Here is a 26,317-nt window from a genome sequence, read left to right as displayed (position 1 = left end):
CTGGAGAGTGAGCCCGTGAGAGTGATGGAACCCGTGATCGGGACGCCGGACGGCCCGGCACGCCTGCAACCGGCCGGCTGGCCCGCGCCGCGCGGCTACGCCAACGGCATGGCGGCGCGCGGCCGCCTCGTGGTGACCGGCGGCGTCGTCGGCTGGGACGCGCAGGAGCGTTTCCCCGAGGGGCTGGTGGCGCAGGTCGCCCAGGCGCTGGAGAACATCCGGGCGATCCTGGCCGAGGCCGGCGCCGAGCCGCGCCACCTCGTGCGCCTGACATGGTACGTCGTGGACATGGACGAGTATCTCGGCGCCCGGCGCGACCTCGGCGGGGTTTACCGGGCGGTGTTCGGCGACCATTACCCGGCCATGGCGCTGGTGCAGGTGGTGCGCTTGGTCGAGCCGGCCGCGCGGGTCGAGATCGAGGCGACCGCCGTCCTGCCGGAGTGACGAGACGGAGAGCGGGACGATGACGCCTGAGGAGCGCGAGCGGCTGGACCGGGAATACAACGCGCGGGCGAGTGTCCCGAGCTTCGAGGCGGAATACGCGCGCTACGTGGCCGCGAGCGAGCGGGCGCGGGCCGAGCTCGCGCGCATCCCCGACCTCGTCTACGACCCGGCCTCGGCGCAGGTGCTCGATCTCTATCCGGCCGGTCCCGGCACGCCCCTGTTCCTGTGGATCCACGGCGGCTACTGGCGGGCCCTGTCCAAGGACGACAACGCCTTCGCGGCGCTCGGCCTCGTCCCGGGGGGCGTCTCGGTGGCGGTGCTGAACTACGGCCTCGCGCCCGCCGTCCATCTCGACGAGATCGTGCGGCAGACCCGGGCGGCGGCGGCGTGGCTGCACCGGAACGCGGGCCGCTACGGCATCGATGCGCGCCGGCTGCACCTGGGCGGCTCCTCGGCCGGGGGCCATCTCGGCGGCATGCTGCTGGCGGAGGGCTGGCACACGGCGTTCGACCTGCCGGAGGACGTGATCGCCTCCGCCCTGCTGCTCTCCGGCCTGATGGATCTGGAGCCGCTGATCCACACCCACATCAACGCCTGGATGGGGCTCGATCCGGCGGCGGCGCGGCGCAACAGCCCGCTCCGGCACATCCCGGCGCGCTCCGATGCCCGGCTGCTCGCCGCGGTGGGCGGGCGCGAGAGCGACGCCTTCAAGGCGCAGACGGAGGCCTTCGCGCGGGCCTGGGAGGCAGCGGGCCATCCCACCCGCCGGATCGCGATGCCGGACCACCACCATTTCGACATCGCGCTGAGCCTGAGCGAGCCGGACGGCGTGCTCGCCCGCGCGGTGGAAACCGCGATCCGGGGCGGCTGACCGGATCCGGCGCGTCCGGCGCATTGCCGCGCGATCCGGACAGCGCCCTCGCAGGAAGGATAGCCGGCGCGCCCCCCCCGCGGGAGACTTCCGCCATCGGCCCGGCCGCCGCCGGGTGCGCAGGGGAGGTCGCGATGACTAAGGTCAGCAGCCGCAACGTGTGCGTCATCGGTGCCGGGATCAGCGGCCTGTCCGCCGCCAAGGCGTTCCTGGCCCGCGGGCACCGGGTCACCGTCCTGGAGCGCGGTCCGGATCTCGGCGGGGTCTGGGAGCCCTCGCGCTCCTACCCGGACGTCAGGACCCAGACACCCAAGGACATCTACGCCTTCAGCGAGATGCCGATGCCCGCCGCCTATCCCGAGTGGCCGGCCGGCCATCAGGTCCATGCCTATCTGACGAGCTATGCGGAGCGCTTCGGCCTGCGGCCGGCCCTGCGCTTCGGCCGCACGGTGACGGGGATCCGGCGGCGCCCGGACCGCGGCTGGGACGTGACCGTCACCGCCGGGAACGGGTCCACGACCGAAGCCTACGACTTCGTCGCGGTCTGCACCGGACAGTTCAGCCAGAAGAACAAGCCCGTGCATCCGGGGGCCGAGGGCTTCGCCGCACGGGGCGGCACGATCCTCCACTCGAGCGAGCACACGGATGCCGCGTCGGTTCGCGGCCGGCGCGTGATCGTGCTCGGCTATTCCAAATCGGCCACCGACGTCGCAGTCAGCGCCGTGCGGCACGGCGCGCAGGCGGTGACGCTCGTCTTCCTCGAACCGGCCTGGAAGATCCCCTACTTCTTCGGCGGCCTGATCAACTTCAAGCGGATCCTGTACTGCCGCGCCGCCGAGGCGATGTTCCTGCCCTTCGATGCCGGGCCGGTCCGGCGCGTGCTTCAGCGCCTCGCCGCGCCGCTGACCTGGGCCAACTGGCGCGCCCTCGAGGCGCTGCTCACGCTGCAGTTCGGGCTCAAGCGGCACGGCCTCGTCCCGACGGCGCGCATCGAGGACGAGATCCACTGCAACCTCGCGGTCGAGACCCCGGGCTTCTACCGGCTCATCGCGGAGGGCAAGATCCGGCCGGTCCAGGGCACCATCGACCGCTACGAGGGAGCGACGGCGGTGCTCACGGGGGGCGAGCGCGTCGAGGCCGATCTCGTCGTGATGGCGACCGGCTGGAAGCAGGACCTGCCGATCCTGGAGCCTGCCGACCGCGCCAGGCTGGTCGAGCCGGACGGGCAGTACCGCCTCTACCGGATGATCGTGAATCCGGATCTGCCCGATCTCGGCTTCGTGGGCTTCAACTCCAGCTTCGCCACCAATCTCTCGGCCGAGATCGGCGCCCACTGGCTCGTGCGCTACATGGAGGGCCGCTTGCGGCGGCAGCCGGGCCGGGGCGCGATGGAGGCCGAGATCGCCCGCTCCCTGGCGTGGCGACGCAGCGAGCGGCCCTCCGCCCGCGCTTACGGCGGATTGTGCATCGCGCCCTATCACAACCGGCACTTCGATGCGCTCCTGCGCGACATCGGGGTGCGGACCCGGGGACCGAACCCGCTCACCGCCACCTTCGCGCCCCTGCGGCCGTCGACCTACGCCGCCCTGCTCGCGCGGGCCCCCGACGACCGCGCCCGGCCCGCGGACGCGCCGGCCGGCCGGCCCGAGCGGACGCCGCGCCCCGCCTGATACGGTTTCCGGACGATCACTTTCGGAAACCGTATCACGAGCCCGCGCGGCGCCTGAGCGAGGCCGGTTTCCGCATCGCGAAGCGATCATCCGGAAACCGTATGAGGCCGCGCGGGCGCCCGGACGCGCCGGCGCCCGCCTGCCGAGCGGCCGGGATCAGCCGCGGCGGGCGGCGCGCGTCTGCGACGGGCTCTCGCCGAACCGCTCGCGGTAGGCTGCCGCCGCGCGCCCGAGATGGTTCAGGCCCACCGCGAAGGCGAGGTCGCCCACCCGGGCCTCGCCCGTCGACGAGCGGATCAGCGCCCGCCAGCGGTCGAGGCGCTGGGCGAGGATGAAGTCCGAGATCGTGGTGTTCCGGAACTGCCGGAAGCCCTCCTGCAGGGTCCGGATGCTGCTGCCGGCCTGCCGGGCGAGATGCGGCAGCGTCAGCGCCTCCTCCAGATGGGCGCGGATATACTCCTCGGCGCGCCGGACATGGGCCGGGGCGACGGTGGAGGCCGGTGCCGGTGCGCCGCCGCAGGCCCCCGCCACGAGCGCGTGGCCGAGCAGCATCGTGACGAAGGAGGAGGCGAGTTCACGCTCCAGCACGCCGCCCGCCGCGGCGCCGGGCGGGCGCTCCTCCACGAGATGCTGCAGCAGCCGGGCCTGGGCGAGGATCGCCGATCCGCGCGGGTCGGCGAGGGAAACCGCCGGGTCGAACGCGACGCTGCGCGGGGGCTGGTCGAGCAGCCGCGCCAGATGCTCCTCCATCACGGAGCGCGGCACCAGGACGATGAGCTTCTCGCAGCCCTCCGCCCAGGTCATGCGCGTCTCGACGGTCGGCGAGAGGAGCGTGGCGCGGGCGGGACCGGCCTCGACGAGGTGGCCGCCGCTGGCGACCAGGGCGCTGCCGCCGAGGGGAACCTGGAGCAGGTAGAAGCGCCCGAGGCAGCCGGGATCGATCGTCACCTGCGCCCCATAGGCCACGTAATTGACGAGGAGCGGCCCGAACGGAGCGCTGTGGTGGCGGGCGTCGAAGCACGCCGCCGCCTCCGGGCCGATCGGCAGCAGCCGGTGCGGACAGAAGATCCGCCCGATCTGCTCGCGCGCGGCATCCGGGTCGCGCGTGTCGACGACGCTGTAGCGAGCGAGCGGCCGCGCGGCCGCTCCGGGGTCGTCCATGGCCTTTCCCCCCTCGTCCGGTCTTCAGAGGCCGGATCGTCGAAGCGGGAATGATGCCACGCCGTTGCGCGCCCTGGAACCTCATCCATTTTCCCGCGCGATCTGGACAGGGGCGGCACGGTCCGGATAGCGCCTGCCGGAGAGGTAAAAGACACTTCGCAAGTAGAGACCGCCAAGTCGAGCCCTCATCATCGGGCGGGTGAGCCCCGATCATCGGGCCGGGCAGGGGTGCATTCATCATCGGGATGGGCGACACATGAGCATCGGACCGCTGGCCGCCGGCATCACGCGTGCGGGCGAGGGCATCGACGGCACCGTCTGGAACGTGCTGGGACACACCTATTGGCTGAAGGCCAACAGCGACAGCGCCTTCTCCTTCGAGACCTTCGATCCGCCCGGCACCTTCGTGCCGCCGCACATTCACCCGACCCAGGACGAATTCATCTACGTCCTTGAGGGAACGTTCGATCTCTACCTCGACGGGCAGTGGCTGAAGGCGCAGCCGGGCGACCTCGTGCGCATGCCGATGGGCAAGCCGCACGCCTACTACAACCGCACGGACCGGCCGAACCGCGCGATCTTCTGGGTCAGCCCCGGCCGCCGCCTGAAGGAGCTGTTCGACCTCCTGCACGGCCTTACCGATCCGGCCGAGGTGGTGCGCCGCTCCGCCACTTGCGAGGTCGACTTCCTGCCGCCGGGCGCTGTTCCGGGCGCGTGAGCCGCCCCCCGTCCCGATCGACAGCCCACGCCCGGCACCCGGGCGCCCGACCCCGCATCCAGGCTCCCCGATGAGAACACCGCACGCCCCCCGCCACAGCCTGCGCAGCATCGCCGCCGGCCTGATGGGCGCCACCCTGCTCGCCGGCCCGGCCTCGTCCTACGACCTGCCGAACCTCAATCTCGGCTTCACCAGCTTCCTCGACGGGGCCCCGCCCTTGGGGCCGGGCTGGTATCCGACGCAGTACCTGCAGGTCTATACGGCCGGACGGCTCACCGACAATGCCGGCCGGCGGCTCGGGCTGCCGCGCCAGGACGTGAGCGTCATCGCCGGCATCACCCAGCTCCTCTACGTCTCGCCGGTCACGCTCGGCCCCGGGTCGCTCGGCCTCGACATCCTGCTGCCCTACCTCCCGGATTCGAGCACGGATGACGGGCTCGGCGGTGCGGCCCTGAAGGCGCGGCAGGGGGTGGGCGACCTGCTGATCGGTCCCTTCTATCAATTCGCGCCGATCATGGGCGACCAGGGGCCGCGCTTCCTCGCCCGCATCGAGGCGCAGGTGATCGTCCCGACCGGCCGCTACGATCCGGCGGCGGCCGTGAACCCGGGGGCCAATGCCTGGTCGTTCAACCCCTACATCGCCGGGACCCTGTTCGTGACCCCGGATTGGACCATCTCGGCCCGCTTCCACTACCTGTGGAACGGAACCAACGACCGGCCGGCCGTCGCTTTCGGCCCGAGCGTGCTCTCGACCCAGGCCGGGCAGGCGCTGCACGCGAACTTCGCCAGCGAGGTCAGCGTGTCGAAGGCGCTGAAGCTCGGCGTCAACGGCTACTGGCTCCAGCAGATCACCGACACCCTCGCCAACGGGATTGCGGTGCCGGGCCGGCGCGAGCGCGTCTTCGGCCTCGGCCCGGGCGCGCTGCTCGCCCTCGACAAGGACAACTTCCTGTTCTTCAACGCCTATTACGAGTTCGGCGCCCGCAACCGGCCCGAGGGGCAGCGCTACACCCTGCGCTGGGTCGGCCATTTCGACTGACGGCGCGATCCGGCGTCACTTGAACCAGAGCACGCTGGCGAAGACCAGGGCGGCCAGCACGATGAAGGCGAGGAAGAAGGGCAGCGCCTTGTTCTGCCGGTGATGGGCGTAGGACGGCTTCTCGGCGCCGCCGGCGAAGCGGGCCGGGCCTTCGTTCCGCCGCGCCTCGGCCACCCGCTCGGGCGTGGGCGGGTGGCCCGCGGCCTCGTCGTCGGTGCCGAGCGGCGAGAGGCCGGGATCGTAGACCTCCACCTTGTCGCCCGTGCGGCCGCTGTCGATGTCGGCCTTGAGCTGCGCCGTGGTGGCCCCGGTGGCGGGCGGCGGGTCGATCGGCTTCGTCGTGTGGGTCGGGGGAAGATCCGTCCGGGTCTCAGCCATGCTCCGCCTCGGGCCGCGCGCGACAGCAGCGCCGGGACGAGCCGGCGCGGCCCGCCCGGGTGCGCCCGGTCAACCTCCGGGACGGCCGGGGTGTTCCGGTCGGCCGGAGCCCCGCCGCGGCGACGCGGCGGGGTGGCGGGATCGGTGACCGCCTCGGTGAACGAGGCTCAGGCGGCCTGGATGTCGCGCAGGAAGCCGTCGACCTCCTGCTTGACCGAGAGGGACTGCTTGGCGAGTTCGGCCGCCGCGCTCAGGACCTGGGAGGCGGCGCTGCCGGTCTCGCCCGCCGAGGACAGAACACCCGCCATGGTGGCCGAGACCTCGTGCGTGCCCCGGGCGGCCTCGGCCGCGCTGCGCGAGATCTCGTTCGTCGCCGCGGTCTGCTGCACCACGGTCGAGGCGATGGTTCCCGAGATCTCGTTGACCATGCCGATCGTCCGGCCGATCTGCCGGATCGCCGTCACGGCCTCCGTGGTCGCGCCCTGGATCGCCGCGATGTGGCCGCCGACCTCCTCCGTCGCCTTGGCGGTCTGGGTGGCGAGTTCCTTGACCTCGGCGGCGACCACCGCGAAGCCGCGCCCCGCCTCCCCGGCCCGCGCCGCCTCGATGGTGGCGTTCAAGGCCAGCAGGTTGGTCTGGCCGGCGATCGAGGCGATCATGCTCATCGTGGAGCCGATCTGCTCGGCCGCCGCGCTCAGGCGCGCCATCGCGACGTCGGTGGCCTCGGCCTCGCGGGCCGCATCCCCCGCGACCGCGGTGGAGCGGAGAACCTGGCGCTCGATCTCCCGGAGCGAGGACACCATCTCCTCGGCCGCCGCCGCGACGGTCTGCACGTTGGCGGAGGTCTGTTCGGCGGCGGCGCTCGACGCGGCCGCCTGGCTGTTGGTGCCGTCGGCCACGCTGCTCATGCTGCGCGCGGTGGCGTCGAGTTCCGTGGCGGCCGCGGTGACGATCTGGAGCGAGCCCGAGATCTTGCGCTGGAAGCTCTTCACCAGCGCATCCACCTGATCGGCCCGGCGCTGGCGGGCGGATTGCTCGGCGCGCTGCTCGGCCTCCAGCTCCGACCGGGCGACCGCGTTGGCCTTGAACACCTGCAGGGCCCGGGCCAGCGCCCCGATCTCGTCCTTGCGCTCGGTGCCCTCGACGGCGACGTCGAGGTCGCCGCGGGCGATCGCCTGGACCGAGCGGTCGAGCTTGGCGAGCGGACGGCTGATGGAGCGGCCCAGCATCACCGCGAAGGCCGCGCCGAGCAGGAGCGAGACGAGGGCGACCGCGGCCGCCGTGGTCAGGATCTGCCCGATCAGCCCCTTCGTGGCGGCGAGATCCGCGTTCCGCTGGTTCAGCATGCGCGTCCGCAGGGCGTCCGCCGCGGTGCCGATCCGCACGGAGGCCTGCTGCCACGCGGCGACATCCTGCTCGAAGGATTGCGCGGCCTTCGTGAAGGTCTCCGCCGCGGTCAGGAGCCGGTCGATCGTCGCGGGCAGGCCGCCCGCGATGTCGCGCGCCAGGGCGGCCTCCGGGGGCGCCTGCTTGAGTTCGTCGAGTTCCCGCCGGATGCGCTGCTGCTCGGCGGCGAGGATGTCCGCCTCGGCCGCCACCGGCCGCAGCGCGTAGCGGCGGGCCGCAGCCATCAGGGACTGGACCGCCTGCTGGAGCCGCAGGGCCGCCTCGCCGGCCGGATCGGCCGACCGGCCGAGCTCCGCCGTCAGGGTGTGGGTGTAGTTCGTGAGCCGGGCGGAGGCCGCGGTCATCGCGGACAGGGCGCCCTCCCGCTGCTTGGTGTCGGCGACGACCTTGTCGAAGCTCGCATCGAGCTCGGCGGTGATCCGTCTCAGCCCGGCCGCGTCGTTGCCGATCAGGGCCGCGACCCTGTCGATGCTGTCGCGCACGACGGTCTGCGCCTGGCGCACGGCGGTGAGGTCGGAGCCGCTGGCGGAGCGCAGGTAGCGGGTGGCGCGCAGCTCGCCGTCGAACACGCTGCCGGCGAAATCCGACAGGGCGTCCGATCCGGCCGCTGCCGCGTCGATGTCGGCGACGCCGGTCGCCACGGTGCGCAGGGTCACCCCGTTGAAGACGGCGATGCCGCACAGCAGCAGCAGCAGCAATCCGAACCCGAAATTGATCCGGGTGCCGATCGGGCGATCGGTCACGCGCATGAGAAGCGAGGTCATGGTTCGCTCGTGCAGAAGCGGGAATGGAACGAGGTTCAGGGGCCGGTTTACTTGCCGTAGGCGCGGATGGCCGCGAGGGTCGCCGGGCCGAACAGCGCCTCGAACTCGCCCTGCGTCCGGAGCGAGGCCGTCATGAAGGCCTGGCGATCGATGTCGGTGAGCACCGTCATGCCGCGCCGCTTGAGTTCGGCGGTGGCGCTGGCCTCCGACTGGTCGCCGTAATCGCGCGAGGTCCGCGCCGCGATCCGGGCCGCCCGATGCAGCAGGGGCCGGTCCTCCTCGGGCACGCCGTCATAGGCGCGGCGCGACATGACCAGCATGGCCGGGGAATACACGTGTCCCGTCAGGCTGAGATACTTCTGAACGCGATCGAAGTTGGAGCTCAGGATGTTGGAGAGCGGGTTCTCCTGGGCCTGGAACTCGCCCGAGCTGAGCGCGCCATAGAGTTCCGGGAAGGAGAGCGGCCGCGCATCGGCGCCGAGGGCCTTCAGTCCCTTCACCATGATCTCCGACTGGGGCACGCGCACCTTCAGCCCGGCCAGATCCTCCGGCTTGGTGACGGGGACCGTGGCGGTCGTCAGGTGCCGCAGGCCGTTCTCGCCCCAGGCCAGGCCGACGAGGCCCGCGGCCTCGACCTCCGAGAGCGCCTGCTGGCCGATCGGGCCGTCCAGCACTGCACGGGCATGCGCCACGTCGCGGAACAGGAACGGGATGTCGAAGACGCCGAGGCGCGGGGCGACGGCCGCGTAGCCCGCGCTGGAGACCAGGGTCATCTCCAGGACGCCCTTGCTCGTGTCCGCGATCGTCTCGGCCTCGCCACCGAGCGACGATGACGGGTAGACCTCGATCCGCAGGCGCCCGCCGGACAGGGCCTGGACCTGGGCCGCGAAGGCCACGGCATATTGACCCTGCTGCGACGAGATGCCGTTGGAGCAGGAGAACCGCATGACCTGAGGCCGGATATGGGCCCGGGCCGGCCGGGGCGGAAGCCCGATGCAGGCCAATGCGGAAGCACCGGCCGAGAGGAATTGCCTGCGGTTCATGGCGTCAGAAGCTCCCCATTGTTGTGATTGGTGGCGTTCTTGGGCGTGACACCGACAGTGACATCTAAAATTGTAAAGAATGCATTGATACTGGGCGGACGCCGCCGTTGGGTGAATTCTTTCTCATCTTACGCCGCCATGCCGATTGGCTGGGTGGTTTTCGTCGCGGGCTGTTGCGGCGGCGTGTGAGATGGACGCCGGCAGGCCGATATGGCGTGACGTGCGATCAATGACGATGAGAGCATTCGGGAATGCACATCTTGCTGAGGTGATGCTCTGGACGCTCGGCCGGTTTCTTCGCTCGCCCGGCACCCGCCCGTGCGATCGCGCGCGTCGCCGCCGGAACGGGTCGGGATCCGTCGGCGCAAAATCCCGCCGGCGCATGAACCCTCGTCAGGGCGACGCGTTGAGGCGGCGATGCGCGTCATACTCATGCCGAGTATCTTGGGGCTCGGGCCCCGCCGCGTCCGGATCACACGATCAGGAGAGCCCGATGTATTACCACGACAAGCGCCTGCAATATCCGGTCAAGGTGGAGAAGCCGGACCCCATCTTCGCCCGCCAGTTGCAACAGGCGATCGGCGGCATCGAAGGTGAGATCCGTGTCTGTCTGCAATATTTCTTTCAGGCGTGGGGCGCACGTGGGCCGGACAACAAGTATCGCGACGTGCTGCTCAATACGGCGACGGAGGAGATCAGCCACATCGAGATGCTCGCCACCGCGGTCGCGCTCAACCTGGAGAACGCGCCGGCGACCCTGCAGGAGACGAGCGCGCAGGCCAACCCGATCATCGGCGCGGTGATGAGCGGCGGCGAGCGCCCGCGCCACGTGATCGAGGGCATGCTCCACCGCCACATCCTGTCCACCGGCATGGCCGCCTTCCCGGCCAATTGCGACGGCGTGCCCTTCGACTGCTCGCATGTCTACGCGAGCGGCAATCTCGTGGGCGACATGTTCGCCAACGTCGCCGCGGAGGCGACCGGCCGCACCCTGGCGGTGCGCCTGTTCAACGCCGCCCACGACACCGGCATGCAGGACATGCTGCGCTTCCTCATCGCCCGGGACACCATGCACCAGCAGCAATGGCTCGCGGTGATCGAGGATCTGGGGGGCCTGCGCGAGTCGCTGCCGGTGCCCAACAGCTTCGACCAGTCGAAGGAGGCGCAGGAATTCAGCTACATGTTCATGGGAACGGAGCGCAACGGCACCCCGGTGACGCCCGGCCGCTACAGCGAGGGCCCCTCCATCGACGGCCGTGGCCAGTTCCACTTCAAGGCCTTCGAGCCCCTCGGCGAGGAGCCGGTGCTCGGCCCGGCCCGGCCCGATTCCGGGGCCCAGAAGGAGCAGATGACCGAGCCGCCGGTCACCAACAGCAAGGTGTGACCGGGCGCCCCTGCGCTCAGCATCATGCCGCCGGCCGAAGCGGCCGGTGCCGAAGCGGTCCCCGGTTCGGCGGTGCCCATGATGCGAAACCAAGGACCTCGGCGGAATGGCCCGATTCAGCTCTGCTGAGGTTCGGCCCGCGCCCGGAACGGGTGATCGGGCGGGCGCGCCCGCCGGCTTGAACTGGCGGGCGGCGGCCCTGCTCGGGCTCGTCAGCAGCAGCGTCTCGACGCTGGCGAGCCAGTCCGCGGCGGCGCGGATCGGCCGCGACGCCGCGGTCGACGGGATGGTGGTCGCCGCGATCCCGCTCCGGGACTGAGCGATCCAGGCCGAGCCGGGATGGAGCGCCATCCTGGCCGGCATCCTGTTCCACCAAGGGGCGGACTTCTCCTGGGCGGTGGTGTTCTTCGGCCTCCCCGGTCGCTTCACGGCGGAGTTGCGCCCGCGCATGCTCTTCGCCCTCGCCGTACCCTGGGCCCTCCTCACCTCGGCGGCGGCATGGCTCGTGCTGGTGCCCGCCCTCCCCTTCCGGCAGCCGATCTTCCCGCCGGAGCAGCCCCTGCTGGATCGGCTTCCTCGTCCACCTGACCTCCGCGCTGGTCTATCCGCTCTTTCCCTGGCTGCGGGACCGGATCGCCGGGCGTCCCTCCCCGCACGCCTCCCCGCACGCGCGGGCCGCAGGCCTCGGCGCCGGCTTCGGCGGTCTCGCGCTCCTCGGTCTCGGTCTCCTCGCGCTCCTCGGCGCGCTCGGCCGCGAACTGCCCTGGGCGGGGTCCGACCTCGCGCAGGATCAGGGCTTCATCCGCCGGATGAGCGACCACCACGCGCAGGGCATCGCGCTGGCGCGGCTCGGCGCCGAGCGGGCGCCGCGGCTACGGGCGTGGATAGGGAGGTGCAGATCTCCCGCCCAACGCGACGGCTGATCGGGTCGCAAAGGTGGGGAGAACGCGAATGAGCAAGCCAATCACGCCGGACGAACTCCCCATCTGGGCTCCTGGGACGCTCACCGTCGACAGCGCGCCTCTCTCCTGGGAAGGGGGGGCGTCTGGTCGGCTATCGGTACGCGGGCTCCGACGTGGCCATTCCCCCCCGCTGCGCGACGACCGGCTCGTGACCGACAGAGAGGGGGCGTCACCGCTGCACCGGCATTGCACCGGTGACTGGCCGACGAACCAGATGCTGCCGGGTTCGATCTCGGTCCTCAGCCACGCACAGAGATCCCACTGGCGCTGGAGCGAGAACATCGACGTGCTGCACCGCTCCGTCTCGCCCGAGATGGTGGCCCGGACCGCCTCCGACCTCTCCCAGCGCGAGTTCGGCGAGGTCAACCTTCGATGTGCTCCGGGCCGATGATCGTCTTCTCGCGGGTCTCGTCGCCGGCTTCGCGCAGGAGAGGCGGCATGGCGGCCTCGGCAGCAGCCTCTACGTCGAAGCCCTGAAGCAGGCCGCCGGCATCGACCTCCTGCGACACCACGCAGAGGTGCAGTTCCGAGAGCCCGAGACGCGTGGACGCCGCTCCGCGATCCAAGGCCGACGGCTTGCTTCCGATATCGAGGACAATCTCGACCACGCCGTCACGCTCGCCGAACTCGCAGGCGCTGTCGGCTTGAGCATGTTCCACTTCACGCGCAAGTTCCGCAGCACGCTCGGCTGCCACCGCATGACTACGTGATGCGCCAGCGTCTCGAAGGCGCCAAGCGCCTTCTGGCGCGTCGCGAGCTTCCGCTCAAGGTCGTGGCGGCCGAGTGCGGCCTCTCCGACCAGAGCCATATGACGCGCGTCGTCCGCAGCCTCCTCGGCACGACCCCGGCCACCCACCGCCGGCACCTTGCCGGATGACCGGCTGCGCGATGCCAAGAGCAATTTTGAACAACGTGGCATGCCTTTTCATTCAAGACCCCCTTCCGCTCGCCGAGCCTAATGCTCCGAAACCTGACCGTTCGGAACACTGAACCGATCCAGGTCTGAAAACGAAAAGGGGGAGGGAATCGTGCCTCGGTTGTCGGGGAAAGTCGCGATCGTCACAGGCGCGGCGGGCGGTATCGGATAAGCCATTGCGGCCTTGTTCGTCCGCGAGGGGGCCAAGTTGCTTCTCGTCGATCGCGATGAGAAGGGATTGGGGGATCTGGCCGCGCGGATCGGGCCGCACGGGTGCAGCTCCTGCGTGGCCGACATGTCCAATCCGGACGATGTCGAGCGGGCGACCGAGATGGCCCTCGCCCGATACGGGCGGCTCGACATCCTGATGAGCAATGCCGGGATCGAGGGCCATGTCGTCCCATTGACGGATTATCCGATCGAGGTGTTCGACCGCGTGATGGCGATCAACGTCCGCGGTGTCTGGCTCAGCTTGCGCGCCGCGATGCCGGCGATGCAGCGCACGGGCGGCGGCAGCATCGTCATCACCTCGTCGATCGCCGGCTTGCGGGGCTTCGCCGGTCTTTCGGCATACGCCACCAGCAAGCACGCCGTGGTCGGCCTCATGCGGTGCGCTGCGCTCGAAGGTGCGGCGCACGGAATCCGGGTCAATACCATCCACCCGTCTCCGATCGAGACGCGAATGATGCGCGCCATCGAGGAGGGTGCTGCCCCAGGAGCGGCGAACACGGCGAAGGCCGACTTCCTCACCCAGATCCCGGCCGGCCGATACGGTACGCCGGAGGAAGTCGCCTCCGTGGGGTTGTTCCTGGCTAGCGACGAAAGCGCCTTCTGTTCCGGCGGATTGTATTCCGTCGATGGAGCGATGTCCGCGGGATGATCACGCCGAAACGCATCGGCAAATCATCTCGTTTCGCTGCAAAGCAATCAAGAACTGGAGAGTGAAATGTCCTCCGTGATGTCTTCATCGCGCGATGTGGGAATTTCCACGGCGCCACTTCAACTCGATGCCGCCGTGATCGGCGCTGGCGTCGCTGGTCTCTATCAGCTCTACCTGTTACGCAAGCAAGGGTTGACGGTAAAAGCCTTCGACACGGCCTCGGATGTCGGAGGAACGTGGTACTGGAACCGCTATCCCGGCGCCCGCTTCGACTCTGAGGGGTATATTTATCAATACTTGTTCTCGGAAGAGCTCTACAAGGGCTGGAGCTGGAGCGAGAAGTTCCCGGCACAGCCGGAAATCGAACGCTGGCTGCACTACGTCGCCGATCGGCTCGATCTGCGCAAGGACATCCGTTTCAATACGACGATCGCCAGTGCGCATTTCGACGAGGCGACGGGTCGTTGGCGGATCGAAACCGATCAGGGCCAGGTCATCGATGCCCGCTTCCTGATCACGTGCTGCGGCATGCTCTCGGCCCCCCTGACCGAGATGTTCCAGGGTCAGGACACGTTCGAGGGCGATCTCTTCCATACCGCGCGCTGGCCCAAGGAGCCGGTCGACTTCGCCGGAAAGCGCGTCGGCGTGATCGGCATCGGCGCTACCGGCATCCAGGTCGTGCAGACGATCGCCAGCACGGTCGGCCATCTCTCGGTCTTCGTCCGGACGCCGCAATACGTCTTGCCGATGAAGAACCCAACCTACACGCCGGCCGATCAGGAGGCGTACAAGGCGAAGTTCCATGATCTCGCCGCCCGCATTCCGCACACCTTCGCCGGCTTCGAGTACGATTTCGAGAACGGGGCCTGGGCCGAGAAGACGCCGGAGGAGCGCCGCGAGGTCCTCGAGCAGGTCTGGCAGGACGGCTCCTTGAAGCTGTGGCTCGCGTCGTTCGCGGAAATGTTCTTCGACGACGCCGTCAACGCGGAAGTGTCGGAGTTCGTGCGCGGCAAGATGCGCGAGGAACTCAAGGATCCGACGCTCTGCGAACTCCTGATCCCGACGGATTACGGCTTCGGCACCCACCGAGTCCCGCTGGAGCGCGGCTTCCTGCGGACCTTCCATCGCCCGAACGTGTCGCTGGTCAGCGTCAAGGACAACCCGATTGCCGCCATCACGCCCAAGGGTTTGCGTCTGGCGGACGGCACCGAGCACGCCCTCGACGTCCTGATCCTGGCCACCGGCTTCGATGCGGGGACGGGAGCCCTGACCCGGATCGACATCCGCGGTCGCGAGGGTCGCTCGCTCAAGGAAGAGTGGGGCCGGGATATCCGCACCGCCATGGGCCTGCAGGTGCATGGCTATCCGAACCTTTTCACCACGGCCGCGCCGCTCGCGCCGTCCGCCGCCCTCTGCAACATGACGACCTGTCTTCAGCAGCAGGCGGAGTGGATCAGCAACTGCATCGCTTACATGCGCGAGCGCGGTCTGCAGGTCATCGAGGCCGATCAGCAGTTCCAGGACCGATGGGTCGATCATCATGACGGCATCGCCGAAGCGACACTCGTGACGAAAACCAATTCCTGGTACATGGGGTCGAATATCGAAGGCAAGACGCGCAGACTTCTTTCCTACATCGGTGGCGTTGGGGCCTACCGACAGAAGTGCGACGAAGTTTCCGCAGGCGGATATTCAGGGTTCATCATCAGATAGAGGCGTCTCGTACTGAGATGGATCGCACCGTCTCGGTGCGGAAATATCAGCGACATTTCTGTTCTGCGCCGACGCCCGACCTTCCGAAGTGTACACCGCTCCGGCTCGGCGCAGTTTCCGATCATCGAAGATGCTGAGTGCTCTGCTTCTGCAGATCGGCCTTCATCTGAATAATATCGAGAGATATCCCATGACGACCTCAATGAAGTCGGCCGCTGCATTCAAGGCGGCAGTCGATAACATCCTCCGGGACGCAGTCGTTTCAAATTCGGGAGTGTCCGGTGTCGTCGCCATGGCAACGGACCGCACTCAGACCTTCTACGAGGGTGCAGTCGGAAAGCGCCAGCTCGGGCACGACGCCGAGATGACGACGGATACCGTCTTCGCGATCTTCTCGACGACCAAAGCCATTACGGGAACAGCCGCACTGCAACTTGTCGAGGACGGTCATCTTGATCTTGACGCGCCAGCCAAGAAATACCTGCCAGAGATTGGTCGGCTGCAAGTCATCGAGGGGTTCGACGAGAGCGGCGAACCGCAACTGCGGGCACCGAAACGCGACATCACCACCCGGATGCTGCTGACCCACACCGCCGGCCTTGGCTACGACTTCTTCAATTCGACCTATGCCAGGCTGGCCCAGGAGAAGGGGCAACCCAGCATCATCACGGCCTCCAGGGCGGCGTTGACGACGCCGCTCCTCTTTGATCCCGGCGACCGCTGGGAGTATGGCAGCAACCTCGATTGGTGTGGCCAAGTCATCGAGGCGATCGTCGGCGAGCGTCTCGGCGATGTCTTCCAGGCTCGGATCTTCGAGCCGCTCGGGATGCAGGAGACAGCCTTCAGCCTGAGCGAGACGATGCGCGAGAGGGTGGCCGGCATGCATGCGCGCCACGCCGACGGCACTTTGTCGGCGATGCCGTTCGAGCTTCCGCCGGAGCCCGAGATCCACATGGGCGGCCATGGGCTCTACAGCACCGTCGGCGACTACATGCGCTTCATCCGGATGTGGCTGAACGACGGCCAGGGCGAGAAGGGTCAGGTCCTGCAGGCCGACACCATTCGCATGGCCGAGCAGAATCATCTCCATGGGCAGAGCGTGACGATGCTGCCGGGTGTGATCCCGGCCCTGTCCAACGATGCGGAGTTCTTTCCGGGCCTGCAGAAGTCCTGGGGCCTGACCTTCATGATCAACGACGAGGAAGCGCCGACCGGTCGGCCAGCCGGATCGCTCGGTTGGGCCGGCCTTGCGAACCTCTTCTACTGGATCGACCGCCGCAACGGCGTCGGCGGCTTCTGGGCCACCCAGATCCTGCCCTTCGGGGATCCGGCCTCCTTCGGTGGCTATCTCGCCTTCGAGACGGCCCTTTATGACAGCCTTCGCCAATCGGCATGATCGGTTCAGATCGATTTCAGGCGTGACGTTCGTCAATTCTGATCGTCCGCTCGTTCGTTGATCGGATCTTCGTAGATTGATTGGCGCCAGATCAACAATAATTGGCAAATCAATCTGACGCATGGCTCGATGCAGATGCAAGCTAATATTTAGCAAAAAAATCGATCAATCACGATGCGCCAATCTTCGATGTAGGAGAATGGCTCGTCGATTTGATCTTCCGCATAAATTATGCTGAGGGGGGACGTAAAATGAAGAACCTGTCGTGCCGACTTGCCGGCCCGAGGATGCCGGCTCGCTTTTTGTTTGGGCTGTGCCTGACGATCCTTGCCATGGGCGTCTGTTTCCGAGCCGATATGGCTGAGGCGCAGGAGATCATGCCGTACGAGTTCACGGTGCTGCCGGTCGGGACCAACCTCGCGTTGGGTTACTACGCCTATGGTCACAACACCGACTACAGCATTGCGCGAGGTCCGACCTTTCGCAACTCGGGGCTGGAGACGCATGTCGGCATCGCCCGCTTCGTGCATTACGATGAGATCGCCGGCATTCGTGCCGGCGTGCAGGTTTTCCAGGTTTTCGGCGGGTTGCAGGATGCCAAAATCGGGGGGCAGACTCTTCCAAATGCCTTTGGTGCTCAAAACATAACGCTTTCAGCGTTCTTCTGGCCCTACATCAATGAAGATACGAAAACGGCTGTCATCGTCGTCGGTTTTCTCAACCCCCCCGACCGGTACTTATGATCGCTTCGCTCCGCTCAACCTCGGTGACAATAGGATGCGGGGTACCATCCAGGTCGGTCTGCAGCAGGGTTTCGGCGATCATCTCGGTCTCGACCTTGCCTACGACGCTCAATTCTACGGCGATAACGACCGGGCCTATCCTGGTGCCGGTCTGCTCAGCCAGGGAACGACGCATCGCCTTCAGGCATGGATGAACTGGCGCTGGAACCCGTCCTTCAGCACCTCGATCGGCTACACGGGCATCTGGGGCGGCGAACAGAGGCTTGACGGCCTTCTCAACGGGACCCGCACCGAGATCCAACGCATCCGCTTCCACACAGGCTACTTCATCGATCCAACGCTTCAGATCGGACTGGAACTCAATCACGATTTGCGCGCCATCGGCGGTTTCAAACAGGACTTCGGAGCAATCTTTCGTATACTGAAGGCATTCTGATTTTTGAGTTGCACCGGGGTGGCCCAGTGAGGATTGCCCCGGATTGAGGTTATTGCCCACTTTGATATTCGCGGCGCATTCGCCTCGGCACAGCCAAACTGCTGTCAGGCGTCACGACACACTGACCCCCTGCCATCATGAGGATCTAGCCCCTTGATGAGCGAGGAGGTCGCGATGACGAGGAGCGAAGCTCAGGCTCGGCTGCGGACGGATCATCCGCGGAGGGCCGAGACGACGACGCCGGATGACGTGACGGCGATGCGGCGGCTCAAGGCTCTTGGCTGGGGCGCCAAGCGGATCGCGGCGGAGCTTGGCTGCTTGAAGACGACCGTGAAGGACTGGCTGCGGCGAGGCGAGTGGCGGCCCTGCGCCAAGCCCTCGTGGTCGAAGAGCGCAGGGCCAGGAGGCTCTCGAAGCGCGTCGACAGAACCGGTCTTCACGGCTCCGCTCCTCCCGTCAGGGGCTCACAAAACCGGAAAACTCGCACTCACGCCGGACCAAAGCGATGGGGGGACGTCATCTCCCCGAGCGCTCTCCTACAGGATCAGCTTGCCGAGCGTGAGATCCGCAATCGCTTTCCTCAGCCGCTGGTTCTCGGTCTGAAGATCCTTCATCCGCCGGACCTGATCCGATTTGTGGGATCACTGCGCAGTAAATCCGCCATCGATCACCAGTTCCGCGCCCGTCATGAATTTAGACTCATCGCTGGCAAGGTAGAGAATACCGGCCGCAATGTCGATGGGCTCGCCCAGATGGCCTACCGGATGAAGCCTTCCGGTCGCTTCGCGACCCTCTTCCAAATCGCCCAGTGTGCTGAGATAATTTTCCACCATCGGTGTCCAGATAAATCCCGGGTGAACAGAATTCACTCGTATATTTGACCCTGTCTTTGCGCAATGCAATGCAGCCGATTTTGTTAGCAAGCGCACACCACCTTTGCTGGCATTGTAGGCCGCAAGATTGGGATCGCCGACAATTCCTTCGATAGAGGACAAATTGATAATGGACCCGCCGCCAAAAGTCCTCATGGCGCCGATGGCATGCTTGGTGCCCAGGAAGACTGCATCGAGGTTAACTGCCATCAGCTTACGCCAATCCTCAATCGTAGTATCCTCGACCGACCCGGAAAGCGCGACGCCGGCATTGTTGACGAGGATCGATAATTTACCGAATGCCTTTACGGTTGCTGCAATGGTCTCGACCCAACCGTCTTCGTCGGTCACGTCCTGACAAAGGAAGAGAGCCCGGCCGCCGTGTGCGCCGATCTCCTGGACGATTCTCTCGCCGCCAGACACATCGAGATCTGTGATAACCACGCTCGCACCTTCCCCGGCGAGCAGTCGTGCGGTGGCCTCCCCGATCCCCTTCGCCGCCCCTGTCACAATAGCGACCTTGTCTTTGACCCGATCCATGGCATCCTCCTCACCCCCTTGTAGCCGTCGTGCCCAGCCGCGCAGCGTAGGCTGGAGGCTGTGATCCGCGCCTTGGGGACTGAGAGCCGATACTAAGTTCGGCGCGCCGCCATTGTATTGAACGCAGCCGCATTGTTCGCATAACGGACTTGCTAGGCGTTCAATCTCGCGGTGTGGTTGAGAGGCGTTCAACAGCGGTCGCTGGGTAGGATTAGCCTGATGCCGCTGAACTCGTGGGTGCGCGTGGCGCGGGCAAGGTCTTCGACACTTGCGAACCGAGTGGTTTCTTGACGGAGCCGAGTTCACACAGACTGCTCACTGGGTCGCCGATGCGGCCTTGCTTCGCTACGCAAGCTGACGGTCTCTTGTCCGTCCGGAACTAACCTTGAACAGCAGCTGCCTTGTGACCGCGTACCGAATGCCGGGGGCGATCTACATGATATCCAACATGAATCGATTATGAAATATCAGAATCTACTAAGTGTATGGATTAAAAAAGCCGCTCTTGCGAGCGGCAGGGGGTGTCTTGGGAGGAAAGCCCATGGAGGGCAGTCCTTACAATACCCTGTCGCAAGAATGTGGCAAGCCGTTTCACATGGGACGTCTTTGCTTCATCTTGAGCGATCCTGCGTTGCATCTTCCGTCGTGACAACGGAAAGTGGTTCAGATCTTGTCGGTGCGGCGTTCCCCCCTCACACCAGGGTGCGCTGCCCTCTGCTGCCCACCAGTCTGCTCAACCCTGCAATGCCCGCCAATCTTCATCGCTCCGTCCAAGGCTAAATTGGTGGAGCCATTGGTCAGACGCGTAAACGCGGAGCATAGACCTCCATATCGTCGAGGCAGACATCGCTATTGTCCGGATTGTCGATCTTGATGTGTTAATCATTGTGCTCGCAGTGCGCGTCGGACAGACGGTGCGGATCAGCGAGGCACCCCTGACTTTCGACGGCAGCGCCGAGCGCCGAGCGCCGCGTCGGCCGTGATCTGGCGCCTGCGTGATGCCGACGGCATCGTCCAGATGCGCCCAGGCCCGATCCGCCGTCAGGGCAGTGAGGCCGCGCGACTTCGCCAGCGCCAGGCATGAGCGGCCGCCGAAGGAGAGACCGGCCTGGCGTGTAGACTGCCGCAGCGCACCGGTCTCGACGGCCTGCGCACGGTCGAACTCGATCACCGTCAGATGCAGATGGTCCAGCGCCCGGCTGATCGCCGTAGGAGAACCTCCGCGCTCTACGAGCTTGGCAATGACCTCCGAGTCGTTGACCGCGGAAACGACCGCTTCGGCGAGCACGGCACGGACACGGTCTGTTCGGTCCCTCCCTATGGCAGCAGTCGTACCACCACATGCCGGGACCCAACATTCCCTAGCCCGGAAGGGTGCGGTCCCTCCGCGGCTGTCCTGGGTCCGGGAGCCGGCATCCCCCGGGCGGGGGAGAAGCCGGTCCGCCCCGCCTCGCGAAAGAGGCGAGCAGTCGGGATGAAAACAATCATTCCGGGTGATTGCACGGTCGTGCCGATTGTCTCGGCGTCCGGCCTGTGCCTTGTTGAAGAGCAACGTTCCTCGTCTTCCCGCGTATCCCGGACAGGCATGGCCATCACCCACACCGCCGAGACCCGTCCGAAGCGCCGCCGCCGGCCTCCCGAGGAGGCGCGCCGCATCGTCCTCGAAGCCGCGCGCACGCTCCTCGTGGAGAAGGGCCCGCAGGCCCTCACCCTGCAGGGCGTCGCAGCCGCGGTGGGCATGACCCACGGCAACGTCACCCACCATTTCGGCACCAGCGCCGCCCTCCACGCCGCCCTCGTCGCCGACATGGCCGAGGCCATGGCCCGCGAGGCGGAGCTGAGCGTGCAGCAGATGCGCGCCGGCCATATCGGCCCCGAGACGGTGGTGGCGCGGATCTTCGAGGCCCTGAACCGCGGCGGCTACGGGCGGCTGGTGGCGTGGCTCGCCGCCTCCGGCGACATCGCGACCCTGGAACCGTTCTTCGCCGCCGTGGAGCGCGAGGTGACCCTGCTGCGGGGGGTGGAGCCCCCGGAGACCGATTCCCACGTGCGGGGCACCGGGCCGATCACCTTCATGCTGCTCGCGGGCGCCCTCGGGGCGACCCTGCTCGGGCCCGACATGGTCCGGGCCACCGGCCTCACCGACGCGGCGGTGGCGCAGCTCTTCGTGACCCAGATGCAATCCATGCGGGCGACCTGAGCCGGAGGAATTCAGAACCGCGCGCTCAGGAACAGCCGCACGCTGCGGCCCGGCAGGGCCACCTCGTCCTTCTTGAACGAGGCCGAGTTGCGGATCACCGCGTCGAGCAGGTTGCTGCCGCTCACGCCGAAGGTCACCTCGCTCGCCCCGTAGACCGCCGGATCGAGGGGCTTGGTGTAGCTCACCTCCGCCCGCAGGTTGTCGTAGCCGGGGGTGAGGGTCTCGAACGGCGCCGTCTCCGTATGGGCGAAGGCGTGCAGGAGATTGACCCGGGCGAACCAGCCCTCCGCCCGCAGGAAGACGCCGCCGCCGACCCGGTGGGGCGGGATCCGGGGCACGAAGGTGCCGTCGTCGAAGGTCGCCCGCACGTAGTCGTACTGCGCGTCGATGCCGAAGAAGCCGTCGCCCACCGGGATCAGGTCGAGCTGGGCGGCGATCTCGGCCCCGTGGAAGGCGGCGTTCTGCTGCGTGTAGACGACCTGAGCGAGCTCGTCCCCGCTGCCGCAGCTCGCGAAATCGTCGTCGCAGCGCGCGCCGGTGAGACGCTTGTAGATGAAGCCGGTGTAGCGGGTGTGGTAGCCGGTGGCCTCGAAGCGGAAGGGGCCGACGCCCCGCCGCAGGCTCACCTCGATGCTGCGCGCGCGCTCCTCCTTCAGGTTCGGGTCGCCGATCTCGAAGGTCTCGGTGGCGTCGTGCGGGCCGCGGGAATAGAGCTCGAAGGCCGAGGGCGCCCGCTCCACGTAGGAGCCGGTCACGCTCGCCACGAGATCGTAGGGCAGGTCCTGCAGGAGGCCGAAGCTCGCGCTCTTGGGCGCGAAGCGGCGGCGGCGGCCGAAGGAGAGCGGATCCTCGCCCTCGACCGGCAGGTAGTCGCCGGGGAAGAGGGTCGCGGTGCCGGTCGAGCGCGCGCCCTCCATGCGCCCGGCCGCCTGGAAGCGCAGGCCGTGGCCGACCGCCAGCTCCTCGAACAGGTAGAGGGCGGTGTTGCGCGAATCGGTCGGCGCCAGGAGCGTGCTGGCCTCGCCCTGCGTGCCCAGCGTGCGCCGGTCGGCCTGGAGGCCGAGGGCGCCCGTGAGGGTGCCGAAGGGCAGGACCACCGGGACGTGCTGGAGTTCGAGACGCCCCTCCGCCTCGCGGTTCTTGAAGGTCGACTGGATGCCGTCCCGGCCGTCCTCGCCGATCCCGATCTCGTTGTGCTTGTAGACCGAGCCGCCGAGCCAGAAGCGGATCGCCGCGAGCGGTCCGTCGAGGGGCCGGTACTCGCCCTGCGCCTGGAGCTTGTCCTGGGTGGGGTCGAGGCGTGTGCGGCTCTCGGCGGCCTCGCCGCCGGGGATCTGGTAGAGCGCGTCGTAATGGCTGAAGGCCATGCCGACGAAGCCGCGGTCGAAGACGTAGGACATCCCCACCGCGCCGCCCTGCGATTCGGCGGCGGAATTGCGCTGGATCCCGAGCGGGGTGCGGTAGCTGTCCTGCGCGGTGCGGAAGCCGTCGGCGTGGAACACCACGTTCTCGCCGCCCGCCTCCACGCTCGCCGCGCCGTTGCGGCCGTTCTCGGCGGAGGAAGAGCCGCCGAGCACCTGGCCGCTGAGGCCGTTCGCCGGCACGAAGCGGGGGATGCGGCTGTTCTCGGCGCTGACCACGCCGCCGATTGCCTGGCTGCCGTAGCGCAGGGTCGCCGGACCGCGGATCACCTCGATGCGGTCGTTGACGAGCGGGTTGATCGGCACGGCGTGGTCCTCGCCGAGGTCCGACACGTCCTGCACGCCGACGCCGTTCTCCTGGATGCGCACCCGCGAGGTGTCGAGGCCGCGGATGATCGGCCGGCTCGCCGCGCCCGGCGCGTAGGTGGTGGCCGACAGGCCCGGGCGGTCGAACAGGGCATCGCCCAGCGTGCGCGGCTGCTCGCGCGCGATGTCGCTGCGGGTCACCACCGTGACGGGGGAGAAGGTGTCGGTGAGGACGGGCAGCACGCCCGGCGCGAGTCCGGTGCCGCCCGCGGGCGCCCCGGGGCGGCCGACGATCGGGCTCGGCGAGGTGACGGTGATCTCGTCGAGCCGGATCTCCTCCGCCTGCGCGGTCCTCGCCGCGGGTGCCGCCGCGATCATTCCGAGCGCCATCAGCCGCGCCCGCCCCGCCATCCTCGTCACGTCCTGCTCCACATGAAACGTTATAGTATTTCATTGGAGCGGGATGACGGGATGACGCAAGACCCGATCCGCCCGGCGATCCCGATCGCCGGGCGGCGTCACGTTATTACAACACGCTGTGCGGGCCGTCTTCAGCCGGCGGTCCGCCGCAGGGTCGGCAGGCCGATCCCGGCCGCATCGAAGCCGCCATCGACCGCGAGCACCTGCCCGGTGACGTAGGCCGAGCGCGGGCCGGACAGGAAGACGATGGCTTCGGCGATCTCCTCCTCCAGGCCGTAGCGGTTGAGCGGCACCGCGTCGTGGTAGTCGGCCCGGATGGCCGGGCTGTGCACGGCCTTGGCCATGGCGGTGTCCACCGGGCCGGGGGCGACCGCGTTGACCCGGATGCCGAGCCCGGCGAGTTCCACCGCCTGCTGCTTGGTGAGATGGGCGAGGCCCGCCTTGCTGGTCCCGTAGGCGACGCGCAGCGTCGAGGCGCGCAGCCCCGAGATCGAGGTGATGTTGACGATCGCCCCGCCGCCCGTCCGGGCCATGACCGGGGCGGCGGCGCGCGTGGTCAGGAACGGGCCGGTCAGGTTCACCGCGAGCACCCGCGCCCACTCGGCCGGGCTGGTGTCGAGGAGCGGCTTGAACACCGCGATGCCGGCATTGTTCACGAGGGCGTCGAGGCGCCCGAAGCGCTCCGCCGTCGCCGCCACGGCCTCCGCCACGCCGGCCTCGTCCGAGACGTCGCAGGGCAGCGCCAGGGTGCGCTCCGGCTGGTCGAGGGCCGATACGGCGCCCGCGAGGCCGTCCCGGTCGATGTCGAGCAGGGCGACGCGCCAGCCCTCCCGCAGGAACAGGCGGGCGGTGGCAAGCCCGATACCCCGGGCGGCGCCGGTGACGAGGGCGGTGCGGGGGGCGTCGGTCATGCGGTGTCTCCGAGGGGCGGCGCGGGTCGCGCCAGGGGGGGCGAGGCTGGCCCGTCGCCGGATCGACGGGGACGATGTCCGTCGGCGCGCGGCGCGGGGTGTCGATGGAGAGGAGGATCAGGGGTCCGGCGAGGATGGCCGGCAGCGCGTGCGCCGTGCCGCGCGCGAAGACGAGCAGCTGGCCGGGGCCGAACTCGGCCTCGCGCGCGGGGTCTCCGGCCCAAGCCGTGCCGCGGCCCGACACCACGTAGAGGTATTCGTCGCAGCCGCGATGGAGATGGGCCTCGACCGGCTGGTCGAGGCGGAGCACGCGCACGCTCGCCGCCTCCCGATCGATCAGGCCGATCTCGGCCGGCAGGATCCCGGCCGCCGGCAGCCCGAGCGCTTCCACGATGATGTCGAACCGGTCCTTGTCGCTCCGGTCCGCGGCGCGCGCGGGCGCCCCATCGGTGTCGGCCATCGTCTCCTCCCCGCCTGCCGCGCCGTCCGGGTGGGGAGAGATTCCGATACCGGGAAGGACGCTGCTGGGCCGGCGGCCACAATGGACATGGAGCTGGGCCGGGACAACCCGACCATCGGCTCCGCCCGCGGGACCACCGGGCTCCGGCCAGAAAAAAAGGCCGTCCTCGCGGAGCGGCCCGAAGTCTAGGGAGGAAACGCCCATAGAGGGCAGCCAAAGCGCGACGCCATCGCGCTTTCGCAATGCAATATTTAAGGGGCGACGCAAAAGTCGCAAGTGAAATTTAAAGCGCGGCCCCGCCGCCAGCGCATGGCGGCGTCACGCCCCGCGCAGCAGCTCGGCGATTTCGCGCTTCAGGTCGTCGCGCAGGTCGTCCCGCTCCAGCGCGTAGGCGAGGTTGGCGACGAGGAAGCCGAGCTTGGAGCCGGTGTCGTAGGTCTTGCCCCGGTAGCGCATCCCGTAGAAGGCCTGCGTCTCGGCCAGCCGCTTCATGGCGTCGGTGAGCTGGATCTCGCCGCCCGCGCCCTTCTCGCCCTTCTCCAGGATCGCGAAGATCTCCGGCTGCAGGATGTAGCGGCCCGAGATGATGAAGTTCGAGGGCGCCGTGCCCTTCGGCGGCTTCTCGACCATGCCGGTGATCTCGAAGGTGTCGCCGAAATCCTGGCCGACGCTGACGATGCCGTACTGATGGGTCTGGTCGGGGGCGACCTCCTCGACGGCGATCACGTTGCCGCCGTGGCGCTCGTAGGCGGAGAGCATCTGCTTCATGCCGCCGCGGCTCAGCATGTCGGGCAGGATCACCGCGAAGGGCTCGTCGCCGACGATCTCGCGGGCGCACCAGACCGCGTGGCCGAGGCCGAGCGGCGCCTGCTGGCGGGTGAAGCTGGTCTGGCCGGCGGCCGGCAGGTCGCGCTTGAGCTCCTCGTAGGCCGCCTGCTTGCCGCGCTCCTGCAGGGTGCGATCGAGCTCGAAGGCGATGTCGAAGTGATCCTCGATCACGGCCTTGCCCCGTCCCGTGACGAAGATGAAGTGCTCGATCCCGGCTTCCTTGGCCTCGTCGACCACGTGCTGGACCACGGGCCGGTCCACGACCGTCAGCATCTCCTTCGGCACCGCCTTGGTCGCGGGCAGGAAGCGGGTGCCCAGGCCCGCGACGGGCAGGACGGCTTTGCGAATGGGCTTCATCGTTCGTGATCCGGTGAAACGAGAGGAGCCCCGGCGCGGCCGGAGCCGGTGACGCTTACCGCACGGGGCGCGTGCCG

24 protein-coding genes and 2 pseudogenes are annotated in these 26,317 nt (G+C 68.2%); 16 read left to right on the top strand and 10 right to left on the bottom strand.

From position 1 onward, the window contains the following. Nucleotides 1–24 precede the first annotated feature (24 nt). From ACE101_RS02045 to ACE101_RS02035, 3 genes are all read left to right on the top strand, one after another. Entirely contained in the window at nucleotides 25–444 is a 420-nt protein-coding gene (locus ACE101_RS02045; protein ID WP_379125871.1) for a RidA family protein, read from the top strand. 19 nt (nucleotides 445–463) lie between these two features. Further along, nucleotides 464–1,315 (top strand): alpha/beta hydrolase, encoded by an 852-nt coding sequence (locus ACE101_RS02040; protein WP_379125870.1) that lies wholly within the window; start codon nucleotides 464–466, stop codon nucleotides 1,313–1,315. A gap of 134 nt (nucleotides 1,316–1,449) precedes the next feature. Continuing rightward, on the top strand, nucleotides 1,450–2,985 hold the full coding sequence (locus ACE101_RS02035; RefSeq protein ID WP_379125869.1) for a flavin-containing monooxygenase: 1,536 nt from the start codon (nucleotides 1,450–1,452) through the stop codon (nucleotides 2,983–2,985). A gap of 156 nt (nucleotides 2,986–3,141) precedes the next feature. On the opposite strand, the gene ACE101_RS02030 is transcribed toward ACE101_RS02035, so the two are convergent. Continuing rightward, nucleotides 3,142–4,146, bottom strand: coding sequence for an AraC family transcriptional regulator (locus tag ACE101_RS02030; protein ID WP_379125868.1), 1,005 nt, complete (start codon nucleotides 4,144–4,146; stop codon nucleotides 3,142–3,144). A gap of 256 nt (nucleotides 4,147–4,402) precedes the next feature. Here ACE101_RS02030 and ACE101_RS02025 point away from each other — a divergent pair, with 256 nt between their 5' ends. Then, nucleotides 4,403–4,864 carry a cupin domain-containing protein gene (locus ACE101_RS02025; protein ID WP_379125867.1) on the top strand — a complete coding sequence of 154 codons (462 nt, stop codon included), beginning with the start codon at nucleotides 4,403–4,405 and terminating at the stop codon, nucleotides 4,862–4,864. Nucleotides 4,865–4,934: 70 nt separating this feature from the next. After that, nucleotides 4,935–5,903, top strand: coding sequence for a SphA family protein (locus ACE101_RS02020; RefSeq protein WP_379125866.1), 969 nt, complete (start codon nucleotides 4,935–4,937; stop codon nucleotides 5,901–5,903). Nucleotides 5,904–5,918: 15 nt separating this feature from the next. On the opposite strand, the gene ACE101_RS02015 is transcribed toward ACE101_RS02020, so the two are convergent. From ACE101_RS02015 to ACE101_RS02005, 3 genes are all read right to left on the bottom strand, one after another. Further along, the gene (locus ACE101_RS02015; RefSeq protein ID WP_379125865.1) at nucleotides 5,919–6,281 is read right to left on the bottom strand and encodes a hypothetical protein; all 363 of its coding nucleotides are present in this window, start codon (nucleotides 6,279–6,281) and stop codon (nucleotides 5,919–5,921) included. Nucleotides 6,282–6,448: 167 nt separating this feature from the next. Continuing rightward, nucleotides 6,449–8,452, bottom strand: coding sequence for a methyl-accepting chemotaxis protein (locus ACE101_RS02010; RefSeq protein ID WP_379125863.1), 2,004 nt, complete (start codon nucleotides 8,450–8,452; stop codon nucleotides 6,449–6,451). A 47-nt stretch (nucleotides 8,453–8,499) separates the two neighbouring features. Further along, nucleotides 8,500–9,495 carry a TRAP transporter substrate-binding protein gene (locus tag ACE101_RS02005; RefSeq protein WP_379125862.1) on the bottom strand — a complete coding sequence of 332 codons (996 nt, stop codon included), beginning with the start codon at nucleotides 9,493–9,495 and terminating at the stop codon, nucleotides 8,500–8,502. Between the two features lie 493 nt (nucleotides 9,496–9,988). On the opposite strand from ACE101_RS02005, the gene ACE101_RS02000 reads away from it, so the two are divergent. The 10 genes and pseudogenes from ACE101_RS02000 (at nucleotide 9,989) to ACE101_RS01955 (ending at nucleotide 17,925) form a co-directional block, all read left to right on the top strand. Further along, nucleotides 9,989–10,879: a manganese catalase family protein gene (locus ACE101_RS02000; RefSeq protein ID WP_379125861.1), complete on the top strand. Its 891-nt coding sequence runs from the start codon at nucleotides 9,989–9,991 to the stop codon at nucleotides 10,877–10,879. A gap of 106 nt (nucleotides 10,880–10,985) precedes the next feature. Further along, nucleotides 10,986–11,760: pseudogene (locus ACE101_RS01995) on the top strand (DUF305 domain-containing protein); the annotation flags it as partial. Between the two features lie 229 nt (nucleotides 11,761–11,989). Further along, nucleotides 11,990–12,232 (top strand): hypothetical protein, encoded by a 243-nt coding sequence (locus tag ACE101_RS01990; RefSeq protein ID WP_379125860.1) that lies wholly within the window; start codon nucleotides 11,990–11,992, stop codon nucleotides 12,230–12,232. Then, nucleotides 12,216–12,551, top strand: coding sequence for a helix-turn-helix transcriptional regulator (locus ACE101_RS01985; RefSeq protein ID WP_379125859.1), 336 nt, complete (start codon nucleotides 12,216–12,218; stop codon nucleotides 12,549–12,551). The genes ACE101_RS01990 and ACE101_RS01985 overlap by 17 nt, the downstream gene beginning before the upstream one ends. Next, nucleotides 12,551–12,718: a helix-turn-helix domain-containing protein gene (locus ACE101_RS01980; protein WP_379125858.1), complete on the top strand. Its 168-nt coding sequence runs from the start codon at nucleotides 12,551–12,553 to the stop codon at nucleotides 12,716–12,718. Before ACE101_RS01985 ends, ACE101_RS01980 begins: the two co-directional genes overlap by 1 nt. 223 nt (nucleotides 12,719–12,941) lie before the next feature. After that, nucleotides 12,942–13,637, top strand: a complete 696-nt coding sequence (locus ACE101_RS01975) for an SDR family NAD(P)-dependent oxidoreductase (RefSeq protein WP_379125857.1) — start codon at nucleotides 12,942–12,944, stop codon at nucleotides 13,635–13,637. Nucleotides 13,638–13,703: 66 nt separating this feature from the next. Next, a complete protein-coding gene (locus tag ACE101_RS01970) occupies nucleotides 13,704–15,350 on the top strand; it encodes a flavin-containing monooxygenase (protein WP_379125856.1) in 1,647 nt (548 codons plus the stop codon). Between the two features lie 202 nt (nucleotides 15,351–15,552). Then, entirely contained in the window at nucleotides 15,553–16,746 is a 1,194-nt protein-coding gene (acmB, locus tag ACE101_RS01965) for a methyl acetate hydrolase AcmB (RefSeq protein WP_379138429.1), read from the top strand. Between the two features lie 251 nt (nucleotides 16,747–16,997). After that, the gene (locus tag ACE101_RS01960) at nucleotides 16,998–17,489 is read left to right on the top strand and encodes a hypothetical protein (RefSeq protein WP_379125855.1); all 492 of its coding nucleotides are present in this window, start codon (nucleotides 16,998–17,000) and stop codon (nucleotides 17,487–17,489) included. 34 nt (nucleotides 17,490–17,523) lie between these two features. Beyond that, complete coding sequence (locus ACE101_RS01955) at nucleotides 17,524–17,925, top strand: transporter (protein WP_379125854.1); 402 nt, start codon at nucleotides 17,524–17,526, stop codon at nucleotides 17,923–17,925. Nucleotides 17,926–18,566: 641 nt separating this feature from the next. Here the strand turns inward: ACE101_RS01955 and ACE101_RS01950 are convergent. Beyond that, on the bottom strand, nucleotides 18,567–19,337 hold the full coding sequence (locus tag ACE101_RS01950; protein ID WP_379125853.1) for a glucose 1-dehydrogenase: 771 nt from the start codon (nucleotides 19,335–19,337) through the stop codon (nucleotides 18,567–18,569). 733 nt (nucleotides 19,338–20,070) lie between these two features. After that, the gene (locus tag ACE101_RS01945; protein WP_379125852.1) at nucleotides 20,071–20,937 is read right to left on the bottom strand and encodes a type II toxin-antitoxin system VapC family toxin; all 867 of its coding nucleotides are present in this window, start codon (nucleotides 20,935–20,937) and stop codon (nucleotides 20,071–20,073) included. Here ACE101_RS01945 and ACE101_RS01940 point away from each other — a divergent pair. Continuing rightward, nucleotides 20,923–21,537 carry a TetR family transcriptional regulator gene (locus ACE101_RS01940; RefSeq protein ID WP_379125851.1) on the top strand — a complete coding sequence of 205 codons (615 nt, stop codon included), beginning with the start codon at nucleotides 20,923–20,925 and terminating at the stop codon, nucleotides 21,535–21,537. The genes ACE101_RS01945 and ACE101_RS01940 overlap by 15 nt on opposite strands. Nucleotides 21,538–21,548: 11 nt before the next feature. On the opposite strand, the gene ACE101_RS01935 is transcribed toward ACE101_RS01940, so the two are convergent. The 4 genes and pseudogenes from ACE101_RS01935 to galU all read right to left on the bottom strand — a co-directional run bounded on the left by ACE101_RS01935 (nucleotide 21,549) and on the right by galU (nucleotide 26,240). Beyond that, nucleotides 21,549–23,675: a TonB-dependent receptor gene (locus ACE101_RS01935; RefSeq protein ID WP_379138426.1), complete on the bottom strand. Its 2,127-nt coding sequence runs from the start codon at nucleotides 23,673–23,675 to the stop codon at nucleotides 21,549–21,551. A 140-nt stretch (nucleotides 23,676–23,815) separates the two neighbouring features. After that, nucleotides 23,816–24,595: an SDR family NAD(P)-dependent oxidoreductase gene (locus tag ACE101_RS01930; RefSeq protein WP_379125850.1), complete on the bottom strand. Its 780-nt coding sequence runs from the start codon at nucleotides 24,593–24,595 to the stop codon at nucleotides 23,816–23,818. Between the two features lie 163 nt (nucleotides 24,596–24,758). Beyond that, a pseudogene (locus ACE101_RS01925) lies at nucleotides 24,759–25,055 on the bottom strand (cupin domain-containing protein); the annotation flags it as partial. A 318-nt stretch (nucleotides 25,056–25,373) separates the two neighbouring features. Continuing rightward, nucleotides 25,374–26,240: a UTP--glucose-1-phosphate uridylyltransferase GalU gene (galU, locus tag ACE101_RS01920; protein ID WP_379125849.1), complete on the bottom strand. Its 867-nt coding sequence runs from the start codon at nucleotides 26,238–26,240 to the stop codon at nucleotides 25,374–25,376. Nucleotides 26,241–26,317 lie beyond the last annotated feature (77 nt).

The organism is Methylobacterium carpenticola (assembly GCF_042748905.1).
GTDB lineage: Bacteria > Pseudomonadota > Alphaproteobacteria > Rhizobiales > Beijerinckiaceae > Methylobacterium > Methylobacterium carpenticola.
The sequence above is the reverse complement of the archived record's forward strand: the minus strand, read 5'-3'. Positions and strand labels throughout refer to the sequence as shown.